Below are 14,438 nucleotides of genomic sequence, written 5' to 3' on the forward strand. Positions count from 1 at the left end.
GACTCGGGTGGTGGGCCCTAATTCTTCACCAGTACCTGCTCGAGCGAAAGACGATCACGGATGTCACCGGGGAGGTGGGTCCAGTGGCGGGCGATCAGCTCGGCCAGCTGGTGGCCGTTGACGAGGCTGATCCTGGCGAAGCCCTCCTCGCCGGCTGCGGTGGTTGCCGCCGGCTGGAAATCGGCGGTGGTGATGAAGACCCCGTGGCCGCCGAAGGGAATGAACTGGCGCAGCTCCCGCACCGCGTCGGCGCCGATCCGGGCGCCGAGGTTGCCGCGGTGAAAGCGGGCATGGATGCGGATGCGGGCCGGCAGGGACAGGCTGATGTCGCCGCAGGCATCGAACACATCGCGCAGCACCCCGTGGTGCTCGGTCCGCTCCCAGTCCTGGAAGCCGAGGGCATCGAGCAGGTGGACCACCAGGCGCTCGAATTCGGCGGCATTCAACTGCAGGAGCTGTTCGAGCACGCTGCGGTGGGCCTCCTCCTTCCGGGTGGTCGCCCGGGCCGGGGCCGTTGTCTCCTGGCGGCCGATGGCGCGGATGAATTCGGCCTGGTGCTCCACCAGGAACACCGTCAGCAGGGAACGCATCCGGGTGTGGGCCGGAACGGTGAGCAGGGTGCGGATGGAATTGCGGAACGGCGCCGAGAAGTGGTCGAGCCGGAGCGGCTCGGGTGACCAGGTGACAGGACGCCGGTGGCGCAGGGGACAGCCGTCGTCGCCGGTGGGGTCGTAGTAAGCGCGGCCCTCATCAACGACGCCGAAGCGCAGCAGGTCGGCTTCCGCCGCCGGGATGATCACGTGGTCGCCGGGGCGGATCTCGAACAGGAAGCGGTGGATCTCGTTGACGTAGTTGGAGAGCAGGATCGCGCTCTGGATGTCCGGGAAGTAGCGCCGCACCACCGAAAACAGCTGCTCCCGGCTCCGGAGCGGGCCGAGGTCCTCGGTGATCTCCCGCCAGCCGATGCCGACGAAGCCGCCGCTGAGGAAGTTGTCCGCATAGATGCCGCCGCCTGCCCGAACGCACCAGACGTTGGTCATCGCTGCGCCCCGGGGGGACCCGCCAGTTCTCGGCTCATCGGAGGAAAGCGGGTCGGGAGGGGAGGCCTGCGGACGCCATGGCGGGAGTGACAGCGCCTACAGCTTCTGGACAGAAACTCCCTGAGATTGTCGCGAATCTTGCCGGGAAGCGCATCCTCATCAACCCTGAGACACAGGAGAATGGTCTGATACCTCGGATCTTAAGGCATCGCTCACCTTTTCTTCAGTTCTCTGGGTTGAGGCGGCGCACCGCCCGCTCCAGGGACGGGGCCAGGCCGCGCCGCTGCTGCAGCCTGGGGCTCCAGATCCGGCCGCTGCGCAGCTCTTCCAGGCCGGCCAGCACCATGTCCTGTCCCTCATTCAGCTGCAGCTCGCAGAGGGGCACGGTGAGGGGGCCGCGGAAGTAGAAGGCACTGAGCTGGTCGTCGTGGTGCTCGAACCAGAGCGGCAGGGCCGGCGCCCCCCAGCCGATCTCCTCGCCCAGCTCCCGCAGGATCGCCTGCTCCGGCCGCTCGCCCGGATCGAGGTGGCCGCCGAACAGCCCCCAGCAGCCCGGATGGACGATCCCCTCGATGTCGTCCCGGAGCTGCAGCAGCCAGCGGCCCTCCCGCTCCAGCATCGCCAGCGCCACCGCGAAGGTCATGGGTGGGGGCGGTCCATGGGGCGGTGCGGCCTGTGGGGGGATTCTGGAGTGGGATTCCGGCCGGCGCCCGGTGGCGTGGCAGACAGCGGCCGCCGCCCTTGTCTCCCTAGCTTTCCTCGGGATTGCCCAGCCCGTGAACGCCCCCGATCTCACTTTCCTCCTGCTGCGGGCCGCCACGGCGGTGCTGTGCGGGTTGGCGGCGCGGGAGGCCTGGTCGCGCTCCCGCCTGCCGGGTCAGCCGCGGCAGCGGCGCTGGCGGTCCCGGTTCGGCGCGGCCGTGCTGCTGGCCCTCGGGGTGTTCGCCCTCGAGGACGGGGTGGGTGAGGCCCTGGGCCGGCCGGGCGAGCTGCTGCGCTGGCGCAGCTGGGTGTGGGTGATCCTTGATCTCTCCATCCCCGCCCAGGTGCTGGCGGTGATGGCCACCCTGCGCCAGCGCGACCGGCTGGAGGCCGAGCTGGCCGCCGCGGTGCGGCGCGATCCGCTGACCCTTCTGCCCAACCGGACCGGCTTCGCCGAGGAGGCCACGGTGGCCCTGGCCGCCGCCGCCCGCGACGGCCGGCCGGTGGTGGGGGCCATGCTCGACATCGACTTCTTCAAGGCCATCAACGATGGCTGGGGCCATGGGGCCGGCGATGTGGTGCTCCGCGACGTGGCCGCCGCCATGCGGGCCATGCTGCGCCCGGGCGATGTGCTGGCCCGCGTCGGCGGTGAGGAATTCGCGCTGGTGTTGCCGGGTGTGGACGTGAAGGGGGCGGAGCCCCTGCTGGAGCGGCTGCGGGCGGCGGCGGCGACGGTGCCGCACCCTGGGGCGCCGGGGCAGCGCGTCACCCTCTCGGCCGGCCTGGCCGTGGTGGAGGGCACGGGCCTGGCCGCGCTGGAGAGCGGCCTGCGCAGCGCCGACGGCGCCCTCTACGCCGCCAAGGCCGCTGGGCGGAACCGGGTGATGGTGGCGGGCTGAGGGGCGCCAGGATCAGCCCCTGAACTCCTGCTCGTTCGCATGAATGGCTTCTGATTCCCGGAGCCCACCTCCCTGAATGGGGCAACGTCGGCCGTGTCGGTGGAGAACAGCACCACGTCGTCATCGCGCTGCACCGGCAGCCGGTGCACGATGTTCAGCTCGGCACTGGCGCGCACCCGGCCGGCTTCTGATCCGAGGTCAAAACCCTTGAGACGTTCGCGGATCTCCTCCCGCAGGTCGACGGCCTCCTCCTCCCAGCTGGTGCCCCGCCGCTGGTAGGAAGCCATGGCCGCCGTGCCGTTGGCGATCGAGGTGCTGGTGGTCAGCAGGAGGGTGCGGGGCATTGGTTGCCGAATGGTGTTCGACGTTGTGGTTCAGATTCCCTCAATCCAGTTCGCCTGCAGGAACGGACTGCCTGCATGGAGTTGAGATGGGCGAAGGCTCTGACCAGCGAATCCCTTCTGCAGGTCTGTGTCGGCAGCGGCCTGTTCCTGCTTATCAAAATGCAGGCATGGAAGGGCATGAGCTCGGGCATCAGGGATGAGGGAGGCGCCGCCGTGTGCGCATGGCTTCGGCCAGCTGCCGTTCGTTGATCACCGGAAAGCCCCAGAAGGCACTCAGCTTGCTGCCTTCCTCGGCGGGAAGATCGAGAATGACGAGCAAACCCTGATGTGGCTGGATCGAGAGGCGCTTGATGTGATCAGAGAACTTCCGAAGATGGGCATTGTAATCTCCCCCTGATTTGCACTCCACCAGCAAGGGATCGCAATTGATGAGAAAGAGCAGATCAAACTCATACTTATTGCCGTTGGGAAAGATGATCCTTGGATTTATCAGCCAGGCCAGATCCTTTCGTTGAGGCAGCAGGGCCTTTTGCAGGCTGATGCACACGAAACGCTCGAACCAGCCGCCGCTGAAGAAGGAACGGATGTCGGCCCGATCCTGAACGGTCACCTGCAGCAGCTTGCTCCCCTTGCGATAGCGGTATTCGGCCAGCAAGGAATCCTTGAGCAGACCGCTGCAGACGCGTGTCATGCCGCTGATCTGGTCCTGGCTGGCGCTCCGCAGATCAAAGCTCAAACCCCTGCCATTGGAGACCGCCCAGTTCAGACGCTTCAGCAGGGGCAGCAGCAGGGGCTGGCCTTGCTTATCCCGCACTGCCTTGCCTAGGACTAGGGCCTGTCGATCGAAGATCGGATCCCTGGCGGGATCAGGCGTTGTATGGCTCACGACTGTGATGCCCCGGGCCGTCAGCCAGGAAGCAACGGCGGACTCCCGTGCCTCGCCAGAAGACTTCGATGGGGGCACGGAAGTGGAAGGAAGACAGGCCGAAGCGCCCGGCGCAGGTTCGACCGCTGGCATCCTGGGCCTTGGCGGCGCAACGGTGCCTGCTGACCCGGTTTCCGCTGAGACGTCCACAGCAGTGGCTGCATGGCTCCGTTGGCGTCGGAACAGCAGTGCGGAGCAGGTACCGGCCCCAACCCCGCCACCGACCAGTCCGACCGCCGCCGGATTGGGTGCCAGGGCGGACGTAGCCGCACCAAGGGCGACCGATGAAAGGGCCACCAGTACGGCTCCCTTGATCTGGTCTCCCGTTTGCAGCGAGTTCATCCGGCGAAAGATTTGTTCAGGACGGGGCCAATGCGTTCCGATAGGCCGGGCGTGAGCAATGACCACTCAGTTCAGAGTGGTTCGTACGATCTCATCAGGCTAATCGGGAGCTTCAGGGCCTGAGTCTGCCCGTTACACGCCGATAAGACATGCGAACGATTTTAGGGCATGTCTGGTAGGCAGGCACAGAGAATGGGATCTCCATGCTGAGGTGAAGCGTCTGGGGGAATGATCAATCTGATGGGTGTAACTCTTTCTGTGAAGATCATGCTTGCCAAAGCACAACAGCTCGCCCAGGCGGATTCGGATGAGCTGTGACTGCCCCAGGATGAACGAGTCACCCTGAACCGCGGCCTTGAAATGGCCTGCGGCACAGCGGGCTTGAGGGCCGTTCGCGCCCAGGCCCGTCATGGCCGCCGTTGGGCGCAGGCGCAAGCCTGTGGAAAATGCTGAAACCCCTTGCACCGCAAGGCAACGCGCAGCTCCACGGAAGACAGGCGGCTTCCGCCCCTCAGGGCCAGGCTTCTGTCCGGTTGCCCGATAGGCGCGCAGCTTGCCCCAGAGCCCGCGTGTTCGACCGACCGGATCTTCGCAGGAACGCCCTGCAGGATTCCTCGCGGGTCCGGGAAGCTGGTCGGTCATCGCCGCAGGAGTGACCATGACGGACGCCACCCGCACCAGCCAGCCCCGCCGCACCCACCCCGTCCTGCGGGACCGGGGGCGTCTGGCGCTGCGCAGCATCCATGGCCAGGTGGCTCGCTTCAGCGGGGTGGTGGATCGCTTCGGTGGCAAGGTCAAGCTGGGGACCATCGTTCCGACCCTCTGCATCCGCTCGTTGCGCCACACCGCCAGCGGCCGGGTGGTGGACCCGGAGCACGCCTGGTTCCGCCTCAGCCAGGAGTGGAGCGATCTGGGGCTGCAGCCCGGGGATGCGGTGCAGTTCACCGCCAAGGTGCATCGCGTCACCAAGGGCTGGCAGGACGGGCAAGGCGCCTCCGGCGGTGGTGGCCGGGTGCGTGAGCAGCTGATCGGTTTCGCCGGCCAGGTCCGCAACGTGGTGGTGACGCGCCGGGCCACCCGTTCGCTCGATCCGGCGCTGGAGCTCCGCCGTCAGCTCCGGGAGCGGGACGCCAGCCTCACCGCCGCCGATCGCCAGAGGTTTTGTCTGGCCCTTCAGGTGGCCCATGGCTTGCGGGCCCTGCAGCTGCAGCGGCGCCGCACCCGGTTCGCCCTGGCCTGGGCCCTCGGCCTGGGCCTCACTGCCGGGGCCCTGCTGGGATGGACCGTGGCCAGCCATGGCGAGGGCCCGGTCATGGAGTCCGCGACTGCCCGACCCGAAAGGCATAGCCGCTGATGGCGGAAAGCTCCTGGGCAAAGTTGGTGGCCTCCTCCACGCTGGAGAAGCTGGCCACCTGCACGGCGCCCTCCGCGGTGATGAAGGCATCGCCGCAGAAGCGGTTCCGCACCAGGCTCAGCGTTTCCGGCGGCCCCAGCACCGGCCACCAGCTCAGACCGGCCACGGGCGGCGACCCGCAGCTGGCTTGCCACGTCTCCAGCGCCTCGGCGCCGGCCCCCGCGCCGGCAGGTGCCTGCTCGGCCAGGCGCGGGTTCCGGCGCACCACCTCCACGGCCACACCGCACACCGCCAGCGCGAGAACAATGGTGAGGAGGATCCGGCCTGCTCGATCCGGTGGCTGCTTGGCCTTTAGCTCCCGGGGTGCCGATGGCGGCGATGGCTGCTGTGATGGCTTTGGCGAGGGTGGGGCCGACCTCGCCGGCGCCTCCTCCCGGTCGGGCTGCTCCGCATAGCGGCCGCGGAAATGGTCTCCCGCCGAGTTCCCCTGGCGCGGCGTCATGGCTGGGCAAGCTCCCCTTTGAGAAACTCGAGCTTGGCGCGATCAATGGCGTTGATCAGGAAATAGCACTCGTCCAACGTCAGGCTCAGGGCCGGGACCAGCATGCAGTGGCCCCCCTTGGATTCGATCGCGATCGACTTGCGCCTGCCGAGGAAGTAGGCGGCCACAAAGCAGACCGCAAGGAACAGCAGGAAGCCCGTCAGCCCATTGCCTGTCCCCAGGGTGCCCCCAGACATCAGGGCGACCAGCAGCAGAATCCCGGCGATCACCAGAAGACCAGGCTTCGAAATCACCCGCAGGCCCGTGGACGCCACGGCATCGAGGGTGATGCTGTCGAGCTGGGGGTCGGAGAAGACAAAGAAGCGATGCCGCACCCGGTAATTGGTGAGCTGCAAGGACACCTTGGCACTTTCGAGATTGATTTCTTCTCCGGGAAGTAACGAGAGAGACCCTGCCATCGACACCATGGAAACCAGCAGGCCAACCTTACCCAGGCCACGGGGAATCGGTTGGGCTGATTTCGGTTGTACGCACGACGCAACCCGCCGATCCCGGCCGATTCGCGCTATCTGTATGCCTGGCCAATGCGATCCGATTCCGCCATAATTCGCGGCCACCTGATGATCGGCCCACCCGGCAGCGGCAAGAGCACCGTGGCGGCCGAGCTCGCCGGTCTGCTCACACAGCCGGGGCAATCTGAGCCGGTTCTGCTCATGGCCGATGGGCCGTTGATACAGCCTCTTCAGCAGGCTTTCGCCGGCGGCCGCAGCGTGGTCGTCGATGGCTCCCACGTCACCCGGGCCGCGCGGCTGGAGCTGATCCAGGCGACACGCTGGCCCCAGCCGGTGGAATGGATCGGCTGTTGGCTCACCACGCCGCTCCAGCTCTGCCAGGAGTGGCATCAGGCCCGCAGCCGGCAGGCGGCGGCCGCGGAGGAGGTCGCCAGCGGCCACCGGCATCTCCATGCCAGCAAGGTGTGCCAGCCCGCTCGCCAGGAGGGATTCGCGGCCGTGGTGTCGACCGATCCCTCCCGCCATGGCCCGCAGGGGATCGGCCAGCCGTTGCGGGCCGGCCTGGCAGGCCTGGCCACCTCCATCTCCCAGGGCCGCTGGCGTTCACCGAAGCGGCAAAACCTCCACGGCTTCTCCCGTCTGCTTGATTTCGAGCGGCTGACGCACCTGCTGCAGCTGCTGAGCGAGGGGCAGGCTCCCGCGGCGGCGGAGGCGACGGCGCTCCTGTAGCAGCGTCATGGCCGCTGCTACGCCGATGGGCCGGCCATCGCGGCCGATCCGGCCTGGCTGGAGGCCCAGGGGTTCGCCTCGGCCGCCCCGGTGACCACGCCGATCAGCCTGCCGCCCTGTGGCGCGGCTGATCAGCATCTGGGCGGTTGGTGTGCCAATGGCGACAGGGACAAGTTCCTGCAGTTGATCACCTTTGTGCGTCATCTTCTGCAGCATCCGTTCGAGCGCCCGCTGAAGGAGGAGGACGAACCGAAACCTGCCGCCCAAGGACAGTCCAGGCCCGATAAGGTTCTGTATCACCATCTGGGCAGGCAGCTCACCGCTCTCTACCCGGAGATCTTTCCCTGGGGGGGATGGCATCACTCCCTCCACAACGATGTGACCGATGTGATCCATCCCTACGGACTCTCCACCGGCCATGCCCGCAAGGGCTTCACGATCGGCACGGCCCTGCTCAGTGGCCCGGAGCTGATCGAGATGCACAACATCGTGCTCGAGGCCACCACTCGCCAGCACGATCCCTCACCGGCGGCATCCACTTCGGCAGCGATACCGAGCTGCAGCGCCTCATCGGTGGGGCCAACGCCAAGCGTGCCCGCGACGCCATGACCGTCCTGTGCTTTCGCTGCAACGAGCAGATGTTTCCCTTCTTCATGGCCGGTTCGGCGCGGTTCCCCAGCCAGATGCGCCTGTCGAAGCGTCACCTGAACGACCCCTGGCGCCACCGCCAGGAGGCGGAGGCCCTGCACCAGATCGCTCTGGACCTCAGCGACCCCGATCACCCCTACCCCGTCGAGATCCGGCTGCCGCCCTGGACCCTGAGGGAGGACGTCGATTTCCGCCGCTGGCTGTTTGGCTTCGGCGACGCCATCTACATCGAGAAACCGGAGGAGCTGCGGATCATGCAGGTGAACCAGGCCAGGCGTCTGATGGCCACCATCGCCGCGAAGGCGGAGGCGGAGAACGCCGCCAAGCTCAAGGCCTGGGAGCGCCAGCCATGACCCGTCGGTTTCGCGAACGCGAGGGCCCCTTCGGCGGCCGCTACTGGGAAGACGAGGAGGGCAAAAAGATCCACGAACGGGAAGGCCCCTTCGGCGGCCAGTACACCGAGGACGACGAGGGCCGCAAGGTGGAGGAGCGCACCGGCCCCTTCGGCGGCCGCTATGCCGAGGACGGGGAGGGCGGCCGCAGCCAGGAGGCCGCAGGCCCAGGGGGATCCACGTTCGTGGACGGGGAGGGCAAGCGGACCCGGCATGTCACCGGAGCCTTCGGGGAACGGCAGGTGGTCACCGACAGCGACACGCCGATCCTTCCGGAACGGCCCGCCCGGCCGGCGCGCTTTTCGCTCCCACGCTCCGCGCCGTCGAGCTCCTCATCCGACGATGCCTTCAGCGGGATCGCCTTCCTGCTCGGGGCCCTGGTCGTCCTGGTCCTGGTGTTGCTGTTCATCTTCATCGGGCTGCCGATCCTGGCCGGTGTCTGGCTGGCGAAGTTCACCAACCGCCGCTGGGTGGAGCCGGTCGCCGAACGCCACCGCTGGCGCTGGGCGATCCTGCCCGCCGCCTTCGCTGCCGGTGCCCTGCCCACCAACGAGCTGGTGGCCGCCGGTTACGGCGCCCTTCAGTGCCGGGAGCCGCAGAGCGTTTCCTGTGCCAGTTACCGCCGCAACCCCACCCCCACCGTGCTCGGCCTGCACCGCTGGCTCGTGCAGCGCGACGGTCCCATCGCCCAGCCGGAGCCGCCGGCCCCGTTCCAGCCACCCATCCAGCGGGAGTTCCAGCCGCAGGTACCGCCGCCCACCCAGGGTGAAACGCTCGGCTGGCTGACGGCCCGGGATCCGGCGGCCCGCATCAATCTGCGCCAGCAGCCCGGTGCCTCGGGGGCCTCCCTCGGCTACGGCCTCGTCGGCGACCAGGTGACCATCACCGGCACCGCCACCGGGAACGACGGCCAGGTCTGGAGTTTCGTCCGCTTCCCCAACGGTCGCGCGGAGGGCTGGATCCGGAGCGACTTCATCGCCACCTCCCCGCAGGCCGCCCCGCAGCCTTCGCCTCCCGCTGCCGCAGCGGCCGCACGCCCCCTCGAGCAGGCCGAGGCCATCGGCCTCATCGAGCGCTGGCTGGCCAGCAAGGGCCGGGTGTTCGCCCCGCCCTACGACGTCGATGCGATGGAGGGGCTGGTGGGGGAGGGGCCGCTCCGGTACGACATCACCAAGCCCAATGGCTCGATCGACTGGCTGCGGGCCAACAGCAGCCAGTACAGCTACCAGCGCAACCGCATCTCCGGGATCACGGCGTTGAATCTCGGCGCCCCGCCGCCGTCGATCACCGTGACCATCGACGAGCAGTCGACCCTGCAGGGGCCGAAGGGCAGCCGCTCCACCAGCTCCAACAACCAGTACCTGTACACCTTCGGCTGGCAGGACGGCCGTTGGCAGATCCTGGATGCCCGCCAGCTCTGAGTCCTTCCCGTCGTTCGCACCAGCTTTCTCCCAGTCCGCGGCCGTGGAGACGATGCTTCGGGTTGTGTTCCAGCGTTGCCGATGAGCCACCAGCTCGACCTCCTTGCCAGCGAGCCGCCGCCCCTTGAGGGCGGGCTGCGCGAGCTGCGCGCCCGGGGCCTGGAGCTGCGTCACGGCCCCGGCTGGCTGCCCGGGGCCGACCGGCACCTGGCTGCTCTGCGGGATTCCGTGCCCAGGAAGCAGGAGCAGATCACCCTGTTCGGCCGGCGTCACTCGATTCCCCGTCTCACTTGCTGGATGGGGGATCCGAGCTGCCACTACACCTACAGCGGCGTGCGCAACGCCATCGAGGCCTGGTCGGCGCCGGTGCTGGCGATCAGGTCGCTGGGGGAGGCCGTCGCCGGCTGCCGCTTCAACTCGCTGCTGCTCAACCGCTACCGCAACGGCCACGACAAGCTCGACTGGCACGCCGACGACGAGCCGGAGCTGGACCCGGGCCAGCCGATCGCCTCGCTGAGCCTCGGTGCCGCCCGCAGCTTCCGCCTGCGGCCCCGCGATCCGGCCACCAACCCCTCGGCGCCCCCCACCCAGCGGCACTGGCTGCACCAGGTGCCACGGCGGCTGCGGGTCCGGCAGGAGCGCCTCAACCTCACCTTCCGCGTCATCCGACCCGAGGCCGTCGGCCATGTATGACCTGCTGATTCCTGGGGTGCTGGAGCAGTTCACCCCTGCCGCCACCACGGAACGCGGCTTCCTGGAGCAGGTCCAGCAGGCGGACATCCGCCTGGTGGAGCACTTCCGCACCCACGGGCCCGTGTCTCCGGAGATCTACACCGATCCCCTGATCCGCGCCGCCTACCTGCTGCGCCACCTGGGCCACTACACGCTGCAGATGGACGACCTGCTCACGGCATTCGATGGCCGCCCGGAGGTCGTCGCCATGCTGTACCGGCCCCGGCTGCGGCTGGCCGCCCTCTGCGGCGGACCCTGTCCGGAGGCGATTGCCCTTTCCTGCCTGTGGTGATGGTCCGCCGCCCTCGCCGGTCCGGTGCCGGGCCAACAACGCCTTGACCTTATTGGTGCCGCGGAATTCGTTGCCCTTCTCCGGGTTCTTCTGGAGGAGAAGTCCTTCCAGCGGCCCGGGATGCTGCGCATCGTCGCCTCGATGTGCTGGCGAACGGCGCGCTCGATCGCCGGCTGATCCTTCCAGCGGCCGCTCTCCACCGCCTTGATCCAGGCGCGATGAGAAGAAGCTGTGGTGCCCCCGGGCGATGTGCATCAGCTTCTGTTGCTTTCGTTGCTGCTTCGCCTGCAGCAGGGTGTCCATTCGCGGACGGTCGGGTGCCATGCAGCTTTGCCCACGGCGATCTTCGATCTTGGTGCCGGCACAAGCATTTCCGGTGAAAAGGGTCCCCTAGTTCGAGATGGAAAACGCCCCCGGAAGCCGGAGGCCTGCCGGGGGAGGGGATTTCCAATCAAATGGTGTCACCAACGAGTGGTGACTGCGGTCCCGTAGAGCCCTGCGGTGCAAGCGATCCGAAGGCCCTTTGCGCGCAGCCCCATACTGGCCCCCATGGGCGCAGCCATAAGCCTGTGGAAAACCCTGAGATCCATTGCGCTGCAAGGCAGCGCGCAGCTCCACGCAACCACTGCGGTTTTCGGCGATTCCGGGGCTGCGCGCGGAGCCGCCAAAGCTGCTCCCCCCTGCAGCCGCAACCGTTTTGTCCAACTGGAGGATCCGCGCGCAGCCGGTTACAGGCCGCGCACCCCCCTCAGCCGATCCCCCCCACCACCGGCCACCACGCCGCCGCGGCCACCAGCTCCGCCTCGCTGCAGTCCGCCGCCCGCCGCACCTCCGCCGCCTGGCTGTCGCAGAGGGAGCCATGCAGCGCCTCCCCCAGCGCCTGACGCAGCAGGTCGCTGGCGGCGAAGGCGGCCGCGGCTTCCGCCAGGGAGGTGGGCAGGCGCGCCGCCGTGCCGGCGGGCAGGCCGGCCGGATCGCCCACCACCGGCGGCGGCAGGGGCCTTGGCTGCGCCAGGCCGTCGGCCACCACGGCCGCCACGGCCCCCAGCAGCAGGTAGGGGTTGGCGGCCGGGTCCGCCACCTTCAGCTCCAGGTGGGCCGGGGCGCCATCGGCCGCCGCGGGCACCAGCCGCAGGGCCGCCTCCCGGTTCTCGACGCCCCACACCTGGAACGGGGCCGACCAGGAGCCCGGGGCCAGCCGCCGGTAGGACACCGCCAGGGGGCAGGCCAGGGCCAGCAGGGCCGGCAGTTCCGCCAGCAGGGCCGCCAGCACCGCGGCGCCCGCGTCGCTGAGGCCGGCCTCGCCGGTGCCGCCCTCCAGCAGCGGCATCCCGTCTCGCCGGACGCTCAGGTGCAGGTGGCCGCCGTTGCCCACCCGCTCCAGGCTGGGTTTGGGGCTGAAGCTGCAGCGCCAGCCGAAGCGGCGCGTCACCCGCTGAATCAGCAGCTTGGCCTGCACCAGACGGTCGGCGGCCTCCAGGGGCGTGCCCGGCGCCAGCGACAGCTCGAACTGGCCGGCGCCGTACTCCGGGTGGAACTGCAGCCAGGGCAGGCCGGCCGCCTCCAGGGCCTCGAGCAGGGCCGTGGCGTAGTCGAGGCCCTCCACCAGCCGATCAGCCCCGTAGGGCCCCCCGGGAATCGCCGGCGCCGGCGTGCCGTCGGCCGCGGGCTCGGCCACCAGCCACTCCAGCTCGAACCCCGCCTGCAGCTCCACCCCAGCCTGCCGCAGCTGCTCCATCTGGCGGCGGCACAGGTGGCGCTGGTCGCCGGCGTAGGGCACGCCGCTGCGCTCGAAGCGCTCCCCCGGCGCCCAGGCCCAGCCGCTGGCCGGCTCCAGCGACGCCAGGGCCGCGGCGTCCGCCCGCAGGCGCAGGTCGCCGTCGGGCCGGGCCAAGCGATGGGCGGCATCGATGCCGCCGCCTGCGCCGAAGGCATCGGCCACCGGCGAGAAGCCCACCCCCACCGCCACCGCCGCCTCGAAGCCGGCCAGGGGCACCACCTTCACCAGCGGCGCCCCGGCGTGGTTCACCCAGGTGATCGCCACCCAGCGGATCCCCTGGGCGGCCAGCTCGGCGGCCATGGTGTCGGGGGGAATGGACACGGTCCCAGCAAGCGTCTGCCGCCATGATTGGACGGATCGCCGCCGCCTGCATGCCGTCGAGCTCACCCGAGCCGTGGCTCCACCCCAGCGCCACCGCGCTGCTGCTGGTGGACCTGCAGCAGGGCACCTGCGGCGACGCCCAGCCCCGCCCGGACCCTGACTTCGATCGCCGTTTCCGCGCCACCACCCTGCCGAATGCCCAGCGGGTGCTGGCGGCGGCCCGCCAGGGCGGGCTGGAGGTGATCCACACCGTGATCGCCAACCTCACCGCCGACGGGCGCGACCGCAGCTTCGATTACAAGCGCTGCGGCATGGGCTTCCCGCCCGGCAGCCGCGCCACCGAGGTGATCGCCGAGCTGGCGCCGGTGGCCGATGAGCTGGTGCTCCCCAAGAGCTCCTCCTCGCCCTTCAGCTCCACCGTCCTCGACTACCTGCTGCGCAACCTGGCCGTCCGCACCCTGGTGGTGATCGGCCTGCTCACCGACCAGTGCATCGACCACACGGTGAAGGACGCCGCCGACCGCGGTTACCGGGTGGTGTGCGTCCACGACGCCTGCCAGGCGGTGACCCCGGAGCGCCATGACGCCGCCCTGGACTGCTTTGCCGGCTACGCCGAGCAGATCAGCTGTGGGGAGTTCGTGGCAGCCATGGACTTAGCCGCAAGCGGCGAACCCCGCCGGGGCGGCTTCATGGGGGGCTCCGCGGTGCTGGAAGCGGATCTCAAGGCCGATTTCGCCGACGAGATCGACGCCCTGTTCGGTTGATCTGCTCGCCGTGCCGCCCAGCGAACCCCAACCTCAGCCCCTGCTCCTCGACACCCAGCTGCTGCTCTGGTGGGCCATCGAACCGCGTCGGCTGCCGGCCGGGACGACGAGCTTGCTGGCGGATCCGGCCCAGCCCCTGGTGTTCAGGGTCGTGAGTCTGTGGGAGGTGGCGATCAAGTCGTCCCTGGGCCGGGCCGATTTCCAGGTGGAGGCGGCCGCCCTGCGCCTGGGCCTGCTGGGGCAGGGATTCCGCGAACTGCCCGTCCGCGCCGAACACGCGCTGGCGGTGCAGCACCTGCCCTGGATCCACCGCGATCCCTTCGACCGCCTGCTGGTGGTGCAGGCCCAACTGGAGGGCCTGCGGCTCCTGAGCGCCGATCGCACCCTTGTGGCCTACGGAGAGCACGTGCAGGTCGCAGGCTGATTCGTGGTCAGCCGAGCGGCTCCGGGTCGTAGTACACGCCGGCGTTGTTGAACGCGGGCACGCTGGTGACGTACTCCGTCGTCAGGGTGGCGGGGTCGAAGGTGATGATCGTCCGGGTCCGGTCGAGCCATTGCACCCGGTCGGCGCCGGTGACCTTCAGGGTGGCCACCCAGGGGGCCACGACATTGTCGTTCAGATCGAAGTCGCCACCCTCGGGGTGGCGCTCGTACAGCTTGACCACGCCATGGGCCAGGACCCGGTCCGGGTCGCACAGCCAGTAGCCGGTGCGGCCGGCCAGGATGACCTCGGACACCC

General features: G+C 69.2%; 18 protein-coding genes. 10 read left to right on the forward strand and 8 right to left on the reverse strand.

Going from position 1 to position 14,438, the window contains the following annotated elements:
• Positions 1 to 17: 17 nt before the first annotated feature.
• Together KUG38_RS05515 and KUG38_RS05520 are read right to left on the reverse strand one after the other, a co-directional pair.
• Positions 18 to 1,040: a restriction endonuclease gene (locus tag KUG38_RS05515; RefSeq protein WP_216919678.1), complete on the reverse strand. Its 1,023-nt coding sequence runs from the start codon at positions 1,038 to 1,040 to the stop codon at positions 18 to 20.
• Positions 1,041 to 1,263: 223 nt separating this feature from the next.
• Positions 1,264 to 1,683, reverse strand: coding sequence for an NUDIX hydrolase (locus tag KUG38_RS05520; protein WP_216919680.1), 420 nt, complete (start codon positions 1,681 to 1,683; stop codon positions 1,264 to 1,266).
• A 133-nt stretch (positions 1,684 to 1,816) separates the two neighbouring features.
• Between KUG38_RS05520 and KUG38_RS05525 the strand changes: the two genes are divergently transcribed.
• Positions 1,817 to 2,641 carry a GGDEF domain-containing protein gene (locus KUG38_RS05525; protein WP_216919682.1) on the forward strand — a complete coding sequence of 275 codons (825 nt, stop codon included), beginning with the start codon at positions 1,817 to 1,819 and terminating at the stop codon, positions 2,639 to 2,641.
• Here KUG38_RS05525 and KUG38_RS05530 read toward each other — a convergent pair.
• Positions 2,593 to 2,985 carry a hypothetical protein gene (locus tag KUG38_RS05530; protein WP_216919684.1) on the reverse strand — a complete coding sequence of 131 codons (393 nt, stop codon included), beginning with the start codon at positions 2,983 to 2,985 and terminating at the stop codon, positions 2,593 to 2,595. The two genes, KUG38_RS05525 and KUG38_RS05530, sit on opposite strands and share 49 nt — an antisense overlap.
• A 190-nt stretch (positions 2,986 to 3,175) precedes the next feature.
• Positions 3,176 to 4,252, reverse strand: coding sequence for a PDDEXK family nuclease (locus tag KUG38_RS05535; protein WP_216919685.1), 1,077 nt, complete (start codon positions 4,250 to 4,252; stop codon positions 3,176 to 3,178).
• Positions 4,253 to 4,910: 658 nt separating this feature from the next.
• On the opposite strand from KUG38_RS05535, the gene KUG38_RS05540 reads away from it, so the two are divergent.
• Entirely contained in the window at positions 4,911 to 5,606 is a 696-nt protein-coding gene (locus KUG38_RS05540) for a hypothetical protein (RefSeq protein WP_216919687.1), read from the forward strand.
• On the opposite strand, the gene KUG38_RS05545 is transcribed toward KUG38_RS05540, so the two are convergent.
• Together KUG38_RS05545 and KUG38_RS05550 are read right to left on the reverse strand one after the other, a co-directional pair.
• Complete coding sequence (locus KUG38_RS05545) at positions 5,563 to 6,108, reverse strand: hypothetical protein (RefSeq protein ID WP_216919688.1); 546 nt, start codon at positions 6,106 to 6,108, stop codon at positions 5,563 to 5,565. The genes KUG38_RS05540 and KUG38_RS05545 overlap by 44 nt on opposite strands.
• Positions 6,105 to 6,899, reverse strand: coding sequence for a hypothetical protein (locus KUG38_RS05550; protein ID WP_286195651.1), 795 nt, complete (start codon positions 6,897 to 6,899; stop codon positions 6,105 to 6,107). The genes KUG38_RS05545 and KUG38_RS05550 overlap by 4 nt, the downstream gene beginning before the upstream one ends.
• On the opposite strand from KUG38_RS05550, the gene KUG38_RS05555 reads away from it, so the two are divergent.
• The 6 genes from KUG38_RS05555 to KUG38_RS05580 all read left to right on the forward strand — a co-directional run bounded on the left by KUG38_RS05555 (position 6,879) and on the right by KUG38_RS05580 (position 10,834).
• On the forward strand, positions 6,879 to 7,349 hold the full coding sequence (locus KUG38_RS05555; protein ID WP_286195652.1) for a hypothetical protein: 471 nt from the start codon (positions 6,879 to 6,881) through the stop codon (positions 7,347 to 7,349). The genes KUG38_RS05550 and KUG38_RS05555 overlap by 21 nt on opposite strands.
• 90 nt (positions 7,350 to 7,439) lie before the next feature.
• Positions 7,440 to 7,958, forward strand: a complete 519-nt coding sequence (locus KUG38_RS05560) for a hypothetical protein (RefSeq protein WP_216919693.1) — start codon at positions 7,440 to 7,442, stop codon at positions 7,956 to 7,958.
• The gene (locus KUG38_RS05565; protein WP_216919695.1) at positions 7,955 to 8,350 is read left to right on the forward strand and encodes a hypothetical protein; all 396 of its coding nucleotides are present in this window, start codon (positions 7,955 to 7,957) and stop codon (positions 8,348 to 8,350) included. The genes KUG38_RS05560 and KUG38_RS05565 overlap by 4 nt, the downstream gene beginning before the upstream one ends.
• Positions 8,347 to 9,810 (forward strand): IMS domain-containing protein, encoded by a 1,464-nt coding sequence (locus KUG38_RS05570; RefSeq protein ID WP_216919697.1) that lies wholly within the window; start codon positions 8,347 to 8,349, stop codon positions 9,808 to 9,810. Before KUG38_RS05565 ends, KUG38_RS05570 begins: the two co-directional genes overlap by 4 nt.
• Before the next feature lie 81 nt (positions 9,811 to 9,891).
• Entirely contained in the window at positions 9,892 to 10,503 is a 612-nt protein-coding gene (locus KUG38_RS05575) for an alpha-ketoglutarate-dependent dioxygenase AlkB family protein (RefSeq protein ID WP_216919699.1), read from the forward strand.
• Positions 10,496 to 10,834, forward strand: coding sequence for a hypothetical protein (locus tag KUG38_RS05580; protein ID WP_216919700.1), 339 nt, complete (start codon positions 10,496 to 10,498; stop codon positions 10,832 to 10,834). Before KUG38_RS05575 ends, KUG38_RS05580 begins: the two co-directional genes overlap by 8 nt.
• A 748-nt stretch (positions 10,835 to 11,582) precedes the next feature.
• Here the strand turns inward: KUG38_RS05580 and KUG38_RS05585 are convergent.
• Positions 11,583 to 12,935, reverse strand: a complete 1,353-nt coding sequence (locus KUG38_RS05585; protein WP_353617722.1) for a type I glutamate--ammonia ligase — start codon at positions 12,933 to 12,935, stop codon at positions 11,583 to 11,585.
• Between the two features lie 50 nt (positions 12,936 to 12,985).
• On the opposite strand from KUG38_RS05585, the gene KUG38_RS05590 reads away from it, so the two are divergent.
• Both KUG38_RS05590 and KUG38_RS05595 read left to right on the forward strand, forming a co-directional pair.
• Positions 12,986 to 13,699 (forward strand): cysteine hydrolase family protein, encoded by a 714-nt coding sequence (locus KUG38_RS05590; RefSeq protein WP_216919701.1) that lies wholly within the window; start codon positions 12,986 to 12,988, stop codon positions 13,697 to 13,699.
• Positions 13,700 to 13,709: 10 nt separating this feature from the next.
• The gene (locus KUG38_RS05595) at positions 13,710 to 14,123 is read left to right on the forward strand and encodes a type II toxin-antitoxin system VapC family toxin (protein WP_216919702.1); all 414 of its coding nucleotides are present in this window, start codon (positions 13,710 to 13,712) and stop codon (positions 14,121 to 14,123) included.
• Positions 14,124 to 14,130: 7 nt separating this feature from the next.
• Here KUG38_RS05595 and KUG38_RS05600 read toward each other — a convergent pair whose 3' ends face one another.
• Positions 14,131 to 14,436, reverse strand: coding sequence for a hypothetical protein (locus KUG38_RS05600; protein WP_216919703.1), 306 nt, complete (start codon positions 14,434 to 14,436; stop codon positions 14,131 to 14,133).
• Positions 14,437 to 14,438 lie beyond the last annotated feature (2 nt).

Origin of the sequence: Synechococcus sp. CCAP 1479/9 (genome assembly GCF_019038535.1) — a bacterium.
Taxonomy (GTDB): Bacteria; Cyanobacteriota; Cyanobacteriia; order PCC-6307; family Cyanobiaceae; genus Cyanobium.